Raw genomic sequence first — 15013 nt, forward strand, 5'->3', positions numbered from 1 at the left:
AGACGCGTGAGTACTGTCGTCATGCAGTGGCATCAATCTGCCACCCGGTCCAACTCGGCCCGTGCCGCAGCGACCAAAACAGACTGCCACAGGTCGATGTTGTCCTTGAGTCGACTGCTCACACGTTCTCGTTGGAAGGCATCCTGCATGAGGAGGTACATGAGCGACTTGACCATCGGCGCATCATTGAGGGATCCGGCCCGCCCTCCCAGCAAGGCGGCGCGATAGTGCTGGTTGAGCGAGACCATCCGGCCACCCTGATCAATCTCGAAGAACCTGTCGTTGGGCAACCTCTGCCAGCGGAATTGCAAAGCGTCCTCGCCCGCCAGCACCGGCAGTTCCTCCTCGATCGCTTGCCGAACCTGGGGATCGATGCCGCGCCCGGGTGGAACTACGGCCTTGCGAGCGACACCATTTCTTTTGCGAGCCTCGCGGTAGACGCGTTCGGCATCCGAAAGGTATTGAGTGAAGGTGCGCCCCAGGCTGTCCTTGGCAACTTCCAAGGAGGCAACGAACGCTGGTGACGCTTGCACTCCCTCCTTTTTCACAGACAGTCGAAACACGCGACCGTCCGGGTCCTCTGGCAGATCCACGGCCACGCGAGCCAGCGCCAAATGCTGTTCGGGCTGACGAAAGTTGTTCCAGCCGCCTGCCTGCACCAACCGATCATTGCGGTAGAAGTAGAAGCCTTCGCGCTCCACCACCGCGCCGAAGGCCTTGTATTCATCCAGCGAGGACCGCGGGGGCCAGATATGAGCAGTAAGCGACAACGACCCGAACGAGGGAACCTCCGCGGTGAAGTTGCCTGGGTAAGCCGGGTCGCCGGAGACCGGGTAAGCGAACGGATCAAGTGCCTCTACCCCGTAGTTCGCGTACTCGACCCCTGTACGGACATCCTGGATCGAGATAGTGATGTGAAAGTCGTCCCTGGCGAGGAATCGGTGCAGGTGGAGGCCCAGATGCAAACCCAGCTTGTTGACTGTCCGATGCAGGTAGCGGTCGGTTTGCCCGCCTCCAGCGTTTTGAGGGAAGTCTTTCACATCGTCCCAGCGAACGATGGTTCCCTGGAAGGCGATCGGACGTCCCTGATAGAAGTCGATGAAGTCTTGGGCGTAATTCGGGTCGATGATGTCGCATTCGAAGCCGTGCTTGGCACGTTCCATGAGCCAACGACGCCCCACGGGCCGCGTCCGCTTGGTGCGACTCACGACGGTGACGGAATTCGCGTGGCTGAGCGACGCAGACTTCAGCCCGGTACCGAACATGCCGAGCGACTTCCGGTCGTAGCCGCGACGCGCACCGACTGTCATGGCAACGTCAAGCGCCTCCTCGTCCATGCCCCTTCCGTCGTCGACGATGACCAGGCTGACAAGTTGATCACCGTCACGGAGAAAGTGGATGACGACGTTCCGAGCCCCGGCGTCGATGGAGTTGTCCACCAGGTCGGCTATGGCCACTTCGAAGCCATAGCCCTGACTGCTGAGGGCCTCCATGTAACGCGCATCGGGAGGCAGGTGCCTGCTGCCCGCTGTCGGGACCTCGAACTGCCACTCGCTGACCATGACCTGCCTTGTTGGGTGTGGACCCGTTCCGGGACGAATTCAACATCATCATGATGCGACGCCGGAATGACGGTAGTCGACCCTTGGGAGTCCGGATCGCACTCGTCGACCACTCGCCGATGTCGACCCGCGCCCAAGGACACGTCTTCAGTGCAGGTCGTGCGTCTCCTGCAGGATTCATGTCCTGTGAGGTCGCCCCTCGTCGCGGTCTCAGCGGCCCTGCAGGGTGAGTTCGCCTGGCGCGAATGACCGGGGGCGCCCGGTGTTGAGTGCACGCGATCCCGTACAGGGGACGCGGTTACTTGACGTCCAAGAACCCACTGATCACCTCGTACAACCCCTCCGGCTGATCCAAGTGGACATCGTGACCGGCGTTCGGGATGACCGCGGTGTGGGTGGTGGGGCGGTGGGTCCGCATCTGCTCGAACTCGGTGTCCGGGATGGTGCCGTGTGCGCCGCATACCGCCAGGGTCGGGCAGGTGATCCGGGACCATTGCGCCCAGTAGGAGTGCGTCGCCAGTTCGGCGACCGCCGCTGTCATGCGGTCCGCGTCGAAGCGGGGGTGCCAGCCGTCCTCCCGTTGCTCCAGGCCCCTCGCCCACGCCTCGTGGCCCAGGAAGGACTCGGCGGAGGACAGGGACGCGAACGGGAGGGGCCAGGAACGGAGCCAGGTGGAGAGCTCCGCCGGGAGGCCGGGGTTCGGGCCGCCGGGGCCCGCTTCGATGAGGACGAGGGAGGCGACCAGGCCGGGGTGGGACGCCGCGGTGAGGAAGGCCGTGTGGCCGCCGAGGGACTGGCCGATGAGGGTCGCGGGGGCCAGTCCGAGTGCCGTGATCAGGGTGGCGGCGTCCGCGACGCAGGCCGCCCGGGTCATCGTCGGCGGGCGGCGGGTGCTGGCGCCGTGGCCCCTCGCGTCGTACTCGATCACCGTGTGGCCGTCGCGGAGGAGGGGTGCGCGCAGGGCGTCCCATTCGCCCATGTGGCCCGCGAGGCCGTGGAGGAGGAGAAGGGGCGGCCGGCCCGAGGGCGGTCCCGGCGGGGTGTGGACGCGGTAGGCGAGGTGTGTGCCGTCCGGCGTGGTCAGCGAGGGCACGTTCCGGCTCCTCCGGTCGGGGACATCGAGGCTGGTGCGATTCTGTTGCCGGAGATGTGCGGTGCGCCACAGCCGGGCGGCGGGCGGGCTGCTGGACTCCGTGGATGGTCTACATGAGCCTGCTGCTGCTCCTGGTCTGTGTCCTCGCCGTCTTCGGGTTCCTCGGGTACGGCGGTCAGACCTTCGCCGGCGGGCTGCGGCGGCGGAGCGCACCCGAGGTGGTGCGCGGGGGTGCCGCGCTCGCCGCGGCGGTCGCGGCCGGGGCGTACGGGTGGGGGCTGGTGGGAGTGGCCGGGGTCCTCGTGGAGGCGCGGGACGGGGGGACCGGGTCCGCGCCGGTGCACGCGTGTCGTACGCCCGGGGGACAGGCGGACGGCCAGGTCACCGGTGTCCGTGTCGACTGGCTGCCGCTCGGGGTCGTGTGCGAGACGGGCGACGGGGGGAGTCACGGCAGCGGTGCCGTGCCCGCCTGCGTCACTCCGCTCGTCCTCGCTTTCGGGCCGGCCGCCGCCGGGGGTGCCGTCTGCTCCGCGTACGCGGGGCAGGTGCGGGTCCGGCGGCGGCAGCGGAACGCCAGGTGACGGCTTACGCCGCCCGGGTCAGTTCCGGCAGGCCGAACAGCAGCGCGTAGCCCGGCGGCAGTTCGGCCAGGATGCGGTTCACCAGGTCCTTGCCGACCCGGGGCGGCAGGACGCTGAGGACGGAGCTGACGTCCCAGCGGGCCGTCGCGGGGGTCGCGCCCTCGATGCGGGCGGCCACCGAGTCCACGAACTCCGCGGCGGTCAGGGGACGGGTCGCCGGGATCTGGGAGGCGATCACCCTGGCCGCCTCCGCGGGCAGGGCCCGGGCCAGGTCCACTCGTTCCTCTCCGGTGACGTGGCCGCCGAGCGCGGAGAGCACGATGCGGGTGATGCGTTCCGCCTCGGCCCTCGTCGGGTACTGGCCCGCGTCCCGCACCGCGTCGATCAACGCCGGCCAGCCGTCCGCGTCCACGCCCGCACCCGGGGTCGTGGCGGTGGCTCGGTCCTGTGTCGTCGTCACGGTCGTCACGGTCATCGTTTCCGCTTCTCCTCCCAGTCCGCTGTTCTTCGGTCCCCGGCGGTGCGCCGCCCGGCCGCCCGCCCGCTGAGCCGTTCGGCTGCTCAGCCGCTCAGCTGCTTCCTGCCGCCGTCGCCGCCCGTGATCTGGATGCGGCGTGGCTTGGCCGCCTCGGCCACCGGGATGCGCAAGGTCAGCACTCCGGTGTCGTACGAGGCGTCGATGCGTTCGGTGTCGAGGGTGTCGCCGAGGAAGAGCCGGCGGGTGAAGGTGCCCGTGGGACGTTCGGCGACGAGCACGTCGGCGTCCTCGGAGGCCGGGAAGCGGCGCTCGGCGCGGACGGTGAGGACGTTGCGCTCGACGTCCAGCTCGATCGCCTCGGGGTCGACACCGGGCAGGTCGAAGTGGACGACGAAGTCGTCCCCGGCCCGGTACGCGTCCAGCGGCATGGTGGCCGGCTGGGCGGAGTTGGTGAAGACCTGCTGCGCGAGGCGGTCGAGCTCGCGGAAGGGGTCCGTGCGCATGAGCATCACAAGTCACTCCTCTCGGCAGGCGCTGTGTGTCGTCTGCGATGCCCTACGGCTTTTTATATAGCTCCGGAGAGGAAACTTGACAAGGGGCGGCTCAGGTTGTGGGCTCGGGTCCGGGTGGGGCCGGACCGGGCGGGGCCGGGGTGCCGCGCTAGGGTCGGGGGCATGACACACATCCCCAGCTCCCTCCTCGCCGCGAGCGGTCTCGTCGGCGGCTACGGCGTCGCCCGCTGGACCGGGAAACGGCCGCTCGGCGGAGCCGTGCTGGCCGTCGCCGGTGCCGCGGCGGCCCGGCAGTGGCGGCAGCGGGCGGGCGGCCCGGCCGCTGGCGCCCTGACGGCCGCGTATGCCGCCGCCTTCGCCGGGTCCCACCCGCTGGCCAGGAAGGTGGGCGCCTGGCCCGCCGTGTTCTCAGTGGCCGGCGCCGTCGCCCTCGTCTCCTGGGCCGTCGCCGACCGGCGGACGACGCGCTGACGCAGCGTGTGACCCGGCGGTGACACCTGCTCCCGGACGGCTGCCTCACGCCGGGTCCGCGCGGAACGCCCTCCGGTAGCCCTGCGGGCTCGTCCCCACCACGCGCCGGAAACGCTCCCGGAAGGCGGTCGGCGAGCCGAAGCCGGCCTGTTCGGCGATCCGTTCCACGGGGTGGGCCGTCGTCTCCAGCAGGTACTGCGCCCTGCGCACCCGCGCCCGGTGCAGCCACTGCAGCGGTGTCGTCCCCGTCTGCTCACGGAAGCGCCGGTTCAGCGTCCGGGTGCTCATGCCCGCCCGCGCCGCGATGTCCTCCAGCGTCAGGGGCCGGTCGCAGTGGTCGTCCAGCCAGCGCAGCAGCGGCTCGAACGTCGCGCCGGACGGTGCCGGCGGGCGGTCGTGGACGATGAACTGGGCTTGGCCGCCCTCCCGTTCCAGCGGCATCACCGACATCCGAGCGGCGTGCGCGGCGACCGCCGAACCGTGGTCCTTGCGGATCATGTGCAGGCACATGTCGAGGGCCGCCGCCGCGCCCGCCGAGGTCAGGAACTGGCCGTTGTCGACGTAGAGGACGTTCGGGTCGACCGTCACCTCCGGGTAGCGCGCCGCGAGATCGGGCGCCGCGATCCAGTGCGTGGTCGCGCGCAGTCCGTTGAGCAGGCCCGTGGCGGCGAAGAGGTACGCCCCGACGCAGACGGACGCGATCCGCGTGCCCCGCGCCGCCGCCTCGCACAGCGCCTCGGCGACACCGGGCGGGAGCCGGCCGGGCGGTTCCGCCACGCCGGGCAGGACGATCGTGTCCGCCTCGGCCAGCGCGTCCAGCCCGTACGGCGCCCGCACGGTGAACGCGCCCGCGCTCACCTCCTCCCGGTCCGAGCAGACCCGCACCCGGTACGCCTCCCGGCCGTCCGGCAGCCGCGCCCAGCCGAACGCGTCGATCGGCACGGAGAGGTCGAAGGGGATCACCCGGTCCAGGGCCAGTACGGCGACGGTGTGCATGGCGAGAGCCTAGGGCTGCGACGGGAACTCGCCAACCGGTCCCACCAGCAGCGGTGTCCGCGGATGCCTTCCGGCAGCGCGTGGCGGGAATCCGTCGCACCCTGGCACTATCGCCACTTCTGCGATCTCAGTGCTCGGCCTACCGTCACCGGCGTGACCAAGTTCCTGCTTAGCGTCCACGTCCTCGCCGCGATCGTCGCGATCGGCCCCGTCACCGTCGCCGCCAGCATGTTCCCGCCCGCCGCGCGCCGGGCGATGGCCGCGCCCGACGACCCGCGGGCCACCGGGACCGTACGGCTGCTGCACCGCATCTGCCGGGTCTACGCCACCGTCGGCGTCGTCGTACCGGTCTTCGGGTTCGCCACCGCGAGCAGCATGGGCGTGCTCGGCGACGCCTGGCTGATCGTGTCCATCGCGTTGACCGCGCTCGCCGCGCTGGTGCTCGTCGCGCTGGTGCTGCCCTGGCAGGCGCGCTGCTGGAGGGGGCCGACGGGTCCAGGGAGGCGACCGTGCGGCTCGCCATGGTGACCGGGGTGTTCAACCTGCTGTGGGCCGCCGTGACCGTACTGATGATCGTGCGGCCGGGGTCGACGACCGGGGCGTGAACGGACGAGGACCGGCACGACCGCACGGGGGGGGCGGGCGGGACGGGCCGGACGGGGAGGGCGGGGCGTGACCGCACGGGGGGGCGGGCGTGACCGGGCTGGAGCGGCGTGACCGGACGAGGGCTGCGGACCGCGGCCGTCGCGGCCCGCAGCCCGCAGCCCTAAGCCCTCAGCCCTCAGCCCTCAGCCCTCAGCCAGGGCTCTCAGCCACGGCCGGTGGCCGGGGGTCACGGCGTCGCCGTCCCTGCGCGGACCGTCGACGACGCGTTGTCCGCCGCCTCCGACAGCGGTCGCGCGATGTCCTCCAGCGAGCGGCGCTCCGCCTTCACCGCGAGGAACGCCGCGACCAGTCCGGCCGCGCACATCAGCCCGGCGCCGATCTGGAAGGCGAGGACGGTGTCGCCGACCACCCCGGACTCGGTCAGGTCGGCGAAGAGCAGCGGGCCGCTGATGCCGCCGGCGGCGGTGCCGAGGGCGTAGAAGAAGGCGATGGCCATCGCGCGGGTCTCCATCGGGAAGATCTCGGAGACCGTGAGGTACGCGCTGGAGGCGCCCGCGGAGGCGAAGAACAGCACCACGCACCAGCAGGCGGTCATCGTCGACGCGGTCAGCGAGCCGCGGTCGAAGAGCCACGCGGTGCCGAACAGCAGCAGGCCGGAGATCAGATAGGTGCCGGAGATCATGATGCGGCGGCCGACGGTGTCGAAGAGCTTGCCGAGCAGCAGCGGGCCGAGGAAGTTGCCCGCCGCGATGACGGCGAAGTAGTAGCCGGTGTGGCCGGTCGGCACGTCGAAGAAGGTGATGAGGATGGTGCCGAAGCCGAAGGTGATGGCGTTGTAGAGGAACGCCTGGCCGATGAAGAGGGACAGGCCGAGGACCGCGCGGCGCGGGTACTTGCCGAAGACCGTCTTGGCGATCAGGCCGAAGCCGATGCTCTTGCGCTGGTGGATGGTGATCTCACCGGCCGGGGGCGGCAGCCGCTCGCCCTTCTCCTGTTCGATCTCCCGTTCGACGGAGGAGACGAGTTCCTCGGCTTCGTCGCCCTTGCCGTGGATGAACTGCCAGCGCGGGCTCTCCGGGACGTGTCGCCGCACCAGCAGGATGACCAGGCCCAGGACCACGCCGAGGGCGAAGCTGAGCCGCCAGCCGAGGTCCTTGGGGAAGATCGTGGTGTCCAGCATGACGATGGACAGCAGCGAGCCGCCGATCGCGCCCAGCCAGTAGCTGCCGTTGATGATCAGATCGACGCGGCCCCGGTACTGCGACGGGATCAGCTCGTCGATCGCGGAGTTGATGGCCGCGTACTCGCCGCCGATGCCGAAGCCGGTGAGGAACCGGAAGAGGAAGAACCACCAGGACTCGAAGGACAGCGCGGTCAGCGCGGTCGCCGCGAGATAGACGGCCAGGGTCGCCATGAACAGCTTCTTGCGGCCGTAGCGGTCGGTGAGCCAGCCGAAGAACAGCGCACCCGCGCAGGCGCCCGCCACATACAGCGCGGCCGCCAGGCCGGTGACCTGGGCGGCCGAGATGTCGAGGCCGCTGCCTTCCTCGGCGATGCGGCCGGCGACGTTGCCGACGATCGTCACTTCCAGGCCGTCCAGGATCCAGACGGTGCCGAGACCGATGACGATCATCCAGTGCCAGCGCGACCAGGGAAGTCTGTCCAATCGCGCGGGGACGGCGGTGGTGACGGTACCGACGGACACGGGCTCCTCCTCGTCGAGACGGCCGACCGGACGGCGGCACTGCCGAAGACGACGCGGCAGCGCGACCCGAGTGCCCCGTCAACCCCGCCTTTACGCCCGCCCCGGCCCGCCCGCGCCCCCGGTGGGCCCTCGGGTCACTCCGTCGCCTTACGCCCCGAGCCCCCGCGCCACCGTGTAGATCAGCAGCCCCGCCAGGGAGCCCACCACCGTGCCGTTGATCCGGATGAACTGCAGGTCACGGCCGATGTGCGCCTCGATCTTCCTCGTCGTGTGCTCGGCGTCCCAGCTCGCCACGGTGTCGGTGATCAGCGAGGTGATCTCCTTGCGGTAGGTGGTGACCACGTGCACCGCGGCGCCCTCCACCCAGCCGTCGACCTTGCCCTGCGTCTTCGGGTCCACGGCCAGCCGGGCCCCGAGCGACAGCAGGGAGGCCCGCACCCGCAGCCGCAGCTCGCTGCGCTCGTCCTCCGCCGCCGAGACGATCATCGACCGTACGGCCGTCCAGGTGGAGGCGATCAGGTCCTGGACCTCGCCCCGGCCGAGCACCTCGCCCTTCAGCCGCTCCACCCGGGCCCGGATGTCCGTGTCGGACTGGAGGTCGGTGGCGAAGTCGGTGAGGAAGCGGTCGAGGGCGCCGCGGGCCGGGTGGGAGGGCATGTCCCGCATCTCGGCGCAGAAGCGCAGCAGCTCCTTGTAGACCCGCTCGCCGACCTTGCGGTCCACGAACCGCGGGGTCCAGCCGGGGGCGCCGCCCTGGACGGCGTCCATCACATCGCCGCCGTGCAGCACGAGCCAGTCGTGCGCGCGGGTCACGATCAGGTCGACGACCCGTTTGTGACCGCCGTCGGCGACGACCTTCTCCAGCATCTTGCCGATGCCGGGCGCGATCTCCTGGGCCTCCGCACGCCGGGTGATCGCCTCGCCGACCACCGCCTGCACGTCGGAGTCGCGCAGCACGGTCAGCGCGCCGCGCAGCGCGGTGGCCAGCTCGGCGGTGACCCGGTCGGCGTTGGCGGGCTCGGCGAGCCAGGCACCGAGTCTGCTGCCGATGCCGACGGAGCGCAGCCGCTGCCGTACGACGTCCTCGGAGAGGAAGTTCTCGCCGACGAACTCGCCGAGGGAGACGCCGAGCTGGTCCTTCTTGTTCGGGATGATCGCGGTGTGCGGGATGGGCAGGCCGAGCGGGTGGCGGAAGAGGGCGGTGACGGCGAACCAGTCGGCGAGCGCGCCGACCATGCCGGCCTCGGCGGCGGCGGCGACATAGCCCGCCCAGGCGCCGGCGCCGTGGTGGGAGGCGAACTCGGCGAGGACGTAGATCAGCGCGACGAGGAGCAGCAGCCCGGTCGCGGTGAGTTTCATGCGGCGTACGCCGCGCTGTTTCTCCTGGTCGGCGGCGCTGAAGACGGTCATGGCGCGGGCGGCGGCGGGGACGCGGGGGGCGGCCGCCCGGCCCTCGCGGTCCGTCCCGTCCGGTTCCCCGGCCGGCCTCCCGTCCGGTTGCCCGCTCGGTTCCCCGGCCGGCCTCCGGTTCGGCTGCCGGTCCCGCTCCCCGGCCGGTTCCCCGGCCGGTTCCCCGTCCGGCTTCCGGTTCGGCTCCCGGTCCGGCTCCCCGTCCGGTTTCGTCAGATCCATCCGCTCCACCCGTTCCCGATGCCCCGCCATGACATTGTCCCTTCCTGACCGACTCCCGGAGCGGAGTTCCCCGCGTCCGTCCGGGTCCGGGGAGACCCAGGGGTGAACGTGCTCACCCCCTAAGGGGTCCCGTGCGCCTCCCCTCCGCCGGATGGCGCATCATGAGGTGATCACCGGAGCCTCGGGGGCTCCGCGCGCCCGAGGGGAACCGCACCCGCATGACCAGGCGTCACGGTCACGCCCTGCTCGCCGCGATCTGCGCCCTGATCGTGGCCCTTTCCGCCGCCATATACGGCGCCGTCTCGTCCGACGAGGGCACCGCCCGCCGGGCCGCCACCGGCCGCCCGCCGGGCAGCTCCGCCGCACCCGCCCTCGCCGGCACCTGGGTCGGCACCTGGTCCGCGTCCCCGGCTGCGGCCGAGCCGGGCACGCGGACCACGGGTCTCGCCGACCGCTCGGTGCGCAACGTCGTCCACACCAGTGCCGGAGGGACGAGTGCCCGCATCACGCTGTCCAATCTCTACGGCCGGCGCCCGCTGACCGTCACCCATGCCTCGATCGCCCTGGCCGCCGGCGACGACGGCGCGGCGGCCGTGCCGGAGACGATGCGGCGGGTGACGTTCCGCGGCGCCACGACCGTGGCCGTCCCGGCCGGCGGCCAGGTGACGAGCGACGCGGTGCGCATCGCGGTCCCGCACGACAGCGACGTCCTCGTCACCACGTACTCCCCCGCCGCCGCCGGCCCGGTCACCCACCACCCGCGCGCCCGCCAGATCTCCTACGCCGCCCGGGGCGACCGCACCGAGGACGTCACCGGCACCCCGTACACCGAGGAGGTCCCCTACTGGCGCCACCTGACCGCGCTGGACGTGTTCGGTGACGAGGCCGACGGCACCCTGGTCGCCTTCGGCGACTCCCTCACCGACGGCGCCGGGTCCACCGAGGGCGCGAACCGGCGCTGGCCGGACGTCCTGTCCGGGCGGATCCGCGACGCCGTGGCGGACGGGCGGGACGTGCCGCGCCTCAGCGTGGTCAACCAGGGCATCAGCGGCAACCGCGTCCTCCACGACGGGCCGGGCCGCCCCGCGGACAATCCCAGCGGGCTGGACCGCTTCACCCGCGACGTCCTCGGCCGGCCGAACGTCAGGGTCGTCGTCATCGACCTCGGCGTGAACGACATCCTGCGCAGCCGGCGGCTCGCCGGCCCCGGCCGGATCCTGGACGGCCTGCGCACCCTGGTCCGCCGGGCCCACGCCCGCGGCATCAAGGTCGTCGGCGCCACCCTGATGCCCTTCTACGGTCACCGCGGCTACACCGGCGAGCGCGAGGCCGTACGCCGGGAGATCAACGCGGAGATCCGCTCCGGCTCGGTGTTCGACGCCGTCGCCGACTTCGACGAGGCCCTGCGCGACCCGTACGACCCGCGCCGGCTGCGCGCCGACCACGACTCGGGCGACCACCTGCACCCGAGCGACCTCGGCTACCGGCGGATGGCGCACGCGATCGACCTGGACGACCTGAAGGGCGCGGCCCCGGCCCCGCTCTAGCGGCCCCGCCGGACCGGGACGTCGGGGCCACGCGGCCCCGGCCGGGCCCGGTGCGCGTGGACCGTTCGGGCCACGGCTCCGCCCCCACAAGCCTGCCCGGTGCGCCCGCCCGGGCCCGAACGGCCCAGTCGCTCCCCGCCGAGTGCCGGACCCGGTCCTCACCGTCCAGTGCCGGACGCGCCCGACGTGCCGCAGCCGCCGCGCGCAGCCGCCAAGCGCAACCGCCAAGCGCAACCGCCACGCGCAACCGCCACGCGCAGCCGCCGCGGTCAGTCCTCCCGGCCGTGCCAGTCGCGGCCGTGGAGTTCCCGGCCGTGGGCCTCGCGCTCCAGCTTCTCCCGGCGCCGCTCCTCCTTCAGCCGCCTGCGCTCGGCCCGGGTCGGCTTGCGCTCCACCCCGACGCCGCCCCAGAAGGCGAACCCGGAGACGATCACCCGGGGGGCGCCGGGATCGCCCGGCACGCCCTCCTCGCGCTGGTCGAAGCCGCCCATGATGCCGATGCCGCGCACCACGACCTCGACGCCGGGCGGCACGATGACGTTCACCCCGCCCATGATCGCCACGCAGTTGATCTGCACCTCGCCCGCCGCGAAGTTCGCCTCCCGCAGGTCGACCTCCCCGCCGCCCCAGAAGGCGAAGCAGTCGAACCGCCGCGGCACGGTCCAGCGCCCCGCGCGCTGGAACCCCGACATCACGGCCACGGCCCGCGCCGACGAGCCCTCGCCCCCGACGATCCGCCCCGCCCAACTCCCGCCCGCGGCGGGGTCCTTCGTCATCGACACGGCGGGCACGGTGGCACCCGCGGCCGGCAGGTCACGGGTGATCGGCGCGAGTTCCCCGTACGTCCGCGCCTGGTACGTCGCGTCGAGCCGCTCCTCGAACTCCGCCATGTCCAGCCGCCCTTCCGCGAGGGCGTCCCGCAGGACCTCGGCGACTCGTTCACGATCGGCGTCGGAGGCACGCAGCTCCGGAGCATCGTCGGTCATACCCAGCAGCCTACGGACTCGCCGCCCCGCGCACTACGCGGTCGCCCGCTCCTCGTACATCCTGGCGATCACGGCCTCGATGTCGGGTTCCCGCACCGACAGGTCGACCAGCGGGTACTCCGCCGCGATCCGCGCCACCAGCGGCGCCGCCGACTGCGCGGCCGGGAAGGCCACCCACTGCCGGGGTCCCTCCACCCGCACCACGCGGGCCGGGGCCGGGGCGTCGATCGGCGGCAGCTCCCGCTCCAGGTCCACGACCAGGGTGCGCTCGCTCTCCCCCGCCTGGTGCAGCCCGGCCAGCGGGCCGTCGTACATCAGCCGCCCGTGGTCGATGACCATCACCCGCGAGCACAGCTGCTCGATGTCCTGGAGGTCGTGCGTGGTCAGCAGCACGGTGGTGCCGCGCTCGGCGTTCAAGTCGCGCAGGAACGACCGCACCCGGGCCTTGGAGACCACGTCGAGGCCGATGGTCGGCTCGTCCAGGTACAGCACCTCCGGGTCGTGCAGCAGCGCCGCCGCGATGTCGCCGCGCATCCGCTGGCCGAGGGAGAGCTGGCGCACGGGCACGTCCAGCAGGGCGCCCAGTTCGAGGAGTTCGACGCACCGGTCCAGGTTGGCGCGGTAACGGGCGTCGGGGATGCGGTACATGCGGTGCGCCAGCCGGTACGAGTCGATCAGCGGCAGGTCCCACCACAGTGTCGTGCGCTGCCCGAACACCACCCCGATCCGGTGCGCGAGCCGCGAGCGTTCGCGGGACGGGTCGATGCCCGCGACCCGCAGCCGGCCGCCGCTCGGCGTGAGGATGCCGGTCAGCATCTTGATCGTCGTCGACTTGCCGGCGCCGTTCGGGCCGATGTACCCGACCATCTCGCCGCGCGGCACGGTGAACGAGATCGAGTCGACGGCGCGCACCTGCCGCCGCTCCCGCCTGAGGAAGCCGGTCCTCCGGCGCACCTCGAAGACCTTCTCGACGTGGTCCACCTCGATGAAGACACCGTCCCCGCGGGCACCGTCCCCGTGGGCACCGTTCATCGGTCCGCCGTCCGTCGGTCCGCTCACCATCGGTCTCCAGCTCCTCAGCTTCCCGTGCTCCGATACGTCCGCAGTCCCGCCCGCCAGGCGAGCCCCGCCCCCGCCCCGCACGCCACCGCCACCAGCGGCGGCGTGAACGCCAGCCACCCGGGCAGCCCCAGCGGGTAGGGCCGGTCCAGCAGGTAGGCGGCGGGCAGCCAGTTCACGAAGGCCAGCGGCAGGACGAACGTCACCCCGCGCACCAGCTCCTTGCCGAAGATCGTCGGCGGGTACTGGAGCAGCGTCGTACCGCCGTACGTGAACGCGTTCTGCGCCTCCGACGCGTCCTGCGCCACGAACTGGAACGCCGCCCCCGCCACGAACACCGCGCCGAAGATCCCCGCCCCGCTGACCAGCACCACCGGCATCAGCAGCAGCTTCGGCACGGTCCAGTCGATGTCCACCGTCCACAGGGCGTACGCCAGCACCAGCGCGCCCTGCGTGACCCGGCCCAGGCGGCGCAACGCGAACCGGTCGGCGGCGACCTGGGCGAGCACCGGCGCCGGCCGCACCAGCAGGGTGTCCAGAGAGCCGTCGCGCAGCCGGCGGCCCAGCCGGTCCATCGAGCCGATCGCCAGGTCGGCCAGGCCGAAGGACACGCTGGACAGGCCGTACAGGAAGGCCACCTCGGGCAGCGCGTAGCCGCCGAGCGCGTCGACCCGGGAGAACATCAGCAGGATCGCCACGAAGTCCAGCGCGGTCGCCGCGAAGTTGCCGAAGGTCGTCAGGGCGAAGGAGACGCGGTACGCCATCGTGGAGCGGATCCACATGGCGGCGATCATCCGGTACGCGCGCACCCCGTCGGCCACCCGGCGCCCAGCCGCACCACGGTCGTCCGGCCCGCCGCGAGCCACCCCGCCCTCACCCACACCGCTGCCGGCCGGCCCGCCGCGAGCCACCCCGCGCTCACCCACCCTGCACCACCACCCGCCGCGTCGCCGCGGACTGCACCAGCCGCCCGGCCGCCAGCAGCGCCACCGCCCACGCCGCCTGGAAGGCGAACGTCGGCAGCGCGTCCGCCTTCCCCAGCAGCACGTCCGCGGGCCCCTGGAGCAGCGACGACCAGGGCAGCGCCCGTACGGCCTCCCCCAGCCCGCCCGGGAACACGTTCAGCGGCAGCAGCATCCCCGAGCAGAAGAACCCCGCCAGCCACGCCATCTGCACCACGCCCGTCCCGTCGAGCAGCCAGAACGCGCTCAGCGCCACCAGGTAGCGGATGCCGAAACTGACCACGAGCCCCAGCACCACGGCCACCAGGAACGCCGCCCACACCCCCGGCCGGGACGGCAGCTCCACGTCGAACAGCAGCGCCCCGCACGCGAACGGCACCACCCCCCGCCCCAGCAGCTGGAACGCGGCCCGGCCCAGGTCCGCGGCGAGCCACCACAGCTGGAGGTCGGCCGGCCGGTACAGGTCGATGGCGACATCACCCGTACGGATGCGCTCCATCAGCTCGTCCTCGAAACCACCACCGCCGATCGCGGCAGCCGCCAGCAGCGCCTGGCCCAGCCACACATAGGTGACCGCCTGCGCCTGCTCGTACCCGCCGAGCTGCGGTCTCTCGTCCCACAGCGCCAGATAGGCGTGGACGAGAATCAGCCCGAAGACGGTGTTCGCGAACACCCCCGCGGCCGTGGCCGCCCGATACGTCGCGTACCGTCGGAAACCCCCCGCAGCGACGGCCGCGTACAACCGTCCCGCACCCACACCAACCCCCCTCCCGGGCCGGCCGACACGAAGCGCAGGAGCCTAGCGGGCGGCCCACCGCGCCTG

Annotated in this window: 14 protein-coding genes and 1 pseudogene; 4 read left to right on the forward strand and 11 right to left on the reverse strand. The window is 72.2% G+C overall.

What is annotated here, in order from left to right; genetic code table 11:
* Positions 1 to 32 precede the first annotated feature (32 nt).
* Both SGLAU_RS12855 and SGLAU_RS12860 read right to left on the reverse strand, forming a co-directional pair.
* The gene (locus tag SGLAU_RS12855) at positions 33 to 1562 is read right to left on the reverse strand and encodes an ATP-binding protein (RefSeq protein ID WP_043501173.1); all 1530 of its coding nucleotides are present in this window, start codon (positions 1560 to 1562) and stop codon (positions 33 to 35) included.
* A 298-nt stretch (positions 1563 to 1860) separates the two neighbouring features.
* Entirely contained in the window at positions 1861 to 2655 is a 795-nt protein-coding gene (locus SGLAU_RS12860) for an alpha/beta fold hydrolase (RefSeq protein ID WP_043501174.1), read from the reverse strand.
* Positions 2656 to 2759: 104 nt separating this feature from the next.
* On the opposite strand from SGLAU_RS12860, the gene SGLAU_RS12865 reads away from it, so the two are divergent.
* Positions 2760 to 3236, forward strand: coding sequence for a hypothetical protein (locus SGLAU_RS12865; protein WP_052413734.1), 477 nt, complete (start codon positions 2760 to 2762; stop codon positions 3234 to 3236).
* Positions 3237 to 3240: 4 nt separating this feature from the next.
* Here SGLAU_RS12865 and SGLAU_RS12870 read toward each other — a convergent pair whose 3' ends face one another.
* Positions 3241 to 3711 carry a DUF2267 domain-containing protein gene (locus SGLAU_RS12870; protein ID WP_043501175.1) on the reverse strand — a complete coding sequence of 157 codons (471 nt, stop codon included), beginning with the start codon at positions 3709 to 3711 and terminating at the stop codon, positions 3241 to 3243.
* Positions 3712 to 3797: 86 nt separating this feature from the next.
* Positions 3798 to 4223, reverse strand: coding sequence for an Hsp20/alpha crystallin family protein (locus tag SGLAU_RS12875; protein ID WP_208868909.1), 426 nt, complete (start codon positions 4221 to 4223; stop codon positions 3798 to 3800).
* A gap of 165 nt (positions 4224 to 4388) precedes the next feature.
* On the opposite strand from SGLAU_RS12875, the gene SGLAU_RS12880 reads away from it, so the two are divergent.
* A complete protein-coding gene (locus SGLAU_RS12880; RefSeq protein WP_043501180.1) occupies positions 4389 to 4697 on the forward strand; it encodes a hypothetical protein in 309 nt (102 codons plus the stop codon).
* Positions 4698 to 4742: 45 nt separating this feature from the next.
* Here the strand turns inward: SGLAU_RS12880 and SGLAU_RS12885 are convergent, their stop codons facing one another.
* The gene (locus SGLAU_RS12885) at positions 4743 to 5693 is read right to left on the reverse strand and encodes a GlxA family transcriptional regulator (RefSeq protein ID WP_043501183.1); all 951 of its coding nucleotides are present in this window, start codon (positions 5691 to 5693) and stop codon (positions 4743 to 4745) included.
* 153 nt (positions 5694 to 5846) lie between these two features.
* Between SGLAU_RS12885 and SGLAU_RS12890 the strand changes: the two are divergent.
* A pseudogene (locus tag SGLAU_RS12890) lies at positions 5847 to 6298 on the forward strand (hypothetical protein).
* A 227-nt stretch (positions 6299 to 6525) separates the two neighbouring features.
* Here the strand turns inward: SGLAU_RS12890 and SGLAU_RS12895 are convergent.
* Both SGLAU_RS12895 and SGLAU_RS12900 read right to left on the reverse strand, forming a co-directional pair.
* Positions 6526 to 8004, reverse strand: a complete 1479-nt coding sequence (locus SGLAU_RS12895; protein ID WP_052413735.1) for an MFS transporter — start codon at positions 8002 to 8004, stop codon at positions 6526 to 6528.
* 147 nt (positions 8005 to 8151) lie between these two features.
* Positions 8152 to 9666 (reverse strand): DUF445 domain-containing protein, encoded by a 1515-nt coding sequence (locus SGLAU_RS12900; protein WP_107408964.1) that lies wholly within the window; start codon positions 9664 to 9666, stop codon positions 8152 to 8154.
* A 188-nt stretch (positions 9667 to 9854) separates the two neighbouring features.
* Between SGLAU_RS12900 and SGLAU_RS12905 the strand changes: the two genes are divergently transcribed.
* On the forward strand, positions 9855 to 11183 hold the full coding sequence (locus SGLAU_RS12905; protein WP_043501185.1) for an SGNH/GDSL hydrolase family protein: 1329 nt from the start codon (positions 9855 to 9857) through the stop codon (positions 11181 to 11183).
* A 269-nt stretch (positions 11184 to 11452) separates the two neighbouring features.
* Here the strand turns inward: SGLAU_RS12905 and SGLAU_RS12910 are convergent, their stop codons facing one another.
* The 4 genes from SGLAU_RS12910 to SGLAU_RS12925 are packed head-to-tail and all read right to left on the reverse strand — an operon-like array spanning position 11453 to position 14947.
* Positions 11453 to 12169: a DUF1707 domain-containing protein gene (locus SGLAU_RS12910; protein ID WP_043501187.1), complete on the reverse strand. Its 717-nt coding sequence runs from the start codon at positions 12167 to 12169 to the stop codon at positions 11453 to 11455.
* A 33-nt stretch (positions 12170 to 12202) separates the two neighbouring features.
* Entirely contained in the window at positions 12203 to 13201 is a 999-nt protein-coding gene (locus SGLAU_RS12915; protein WP_052414094.1) for an ATP-binding cassette domain-containing protein, read from the reverse strand.
* Positions 13202 to 13245: 44 nt separating this feature from the next.
* On the reverse strand, positions 13246 to 14109 hold the full coding sequence (locus SGLAU_RS12920; protein WP_412556265.1) for an ABC transporter permease: 864 nt from the start codon (positions 14107 to 14109) through the stop codon (positions 13246 to 13248).
* 37 nt (positions 14110 to 14146) lie between these two features.
* Positions 14147 to 14947, reverse strand: a complete 801-nt coding sequence (locus SGLAU_RS12925; RefSeq protein ID WP_043501188.1) for an ABC transporter permease — start codon at positions 14945 to 14947, stop codon at positions 14147 to 14149.
* Positions 14948 to 15013: the final 66 nt, after the last annotated feature.

Origin of the sequence: Streptomyces glaucescens, from assembly GCF_000761215.1 — a bacterium.
Lineage (GTDB): Bacteria > Actinomycetota > Actinomycetes > Streptomycetales > Streptomycetaceae > Streptomyces > Streptomyces glaucescens_B.

Bases quoted from the DNA above. Each gene is read 5' to 3' on its own strand.
- SGLAU_RS12855 (WP_043501173.1), bottom strand. From the start codon at position 1,562: ATGGTCAGCGAGTGGCAGTTCGAGGTCCCGACAGCGGGCAGCAGGCAC.
- SGLAU_RS12865 (WP_052413734.1), top strand. From the start codon at position 2,760: ATGGTCTACATGAGCCTGCTGCTGCTCCTGGTCTGTGTCCTCGCCGTC.
- SGLAU_RS12870 (WP_043501175.1), bottom strand. From the start codon at position 3,711: ATGACCGTGACGACCGTGACGACGACACAGGACCGAGCCACCGCCACG.
- SGLAU_RS12875 (WP_208868909.1), bottom strand. From the start codon at position 4,223: ATGCTCATGCGCACGGACCCCTTCCGCGAGCTCGACCGCCTCGCGCAG.
- SGLAU_RS12880 (WP_043501180.1), top strand. From the start codon at position 4,389: ATGACACACATCCCCAGCTCCCTCCTCGCCGCGAGCGGTCTCGTCGGC.
- SGLAU_RS12885 (WP_043501183.1), bottom strand. From the start codon at position 5,693: ATGCACACCGTCGCCGTACTGGCCCTGGACCGGGTGATCCCCTTCGAC.
- SGLAU_RS12900 (WP_107408964.1), bottom strand. From the start codon at position 9,666: ATGGCGGGGCATCGGGAACGGGTGGAGCGGATGGATCTGACGAAACCG.
- SGLAU_RS12905 (WP_043501185.1), top strand. From the start codon at position 9,855: ATGACCAGGCGTCACGGTCACGCCCTGCTCGCCGCGATCTGCGCCCTG.
- SGLAU_RS12910 (WP_043501187.1), bottom strand. From the start codon at position 12,169: ATGACCGACGATGCTCCGGAGCTGCGTGCCTCCGACGCCGATCGTGAA.
- SGLAU_RS12915 (WP_052414094.1), bottom strand. From the start codon at position 13,201: ATGAACGGTGCCCACGGGGACGGTGCCCGCGGGGACGGTGTCTTCATC.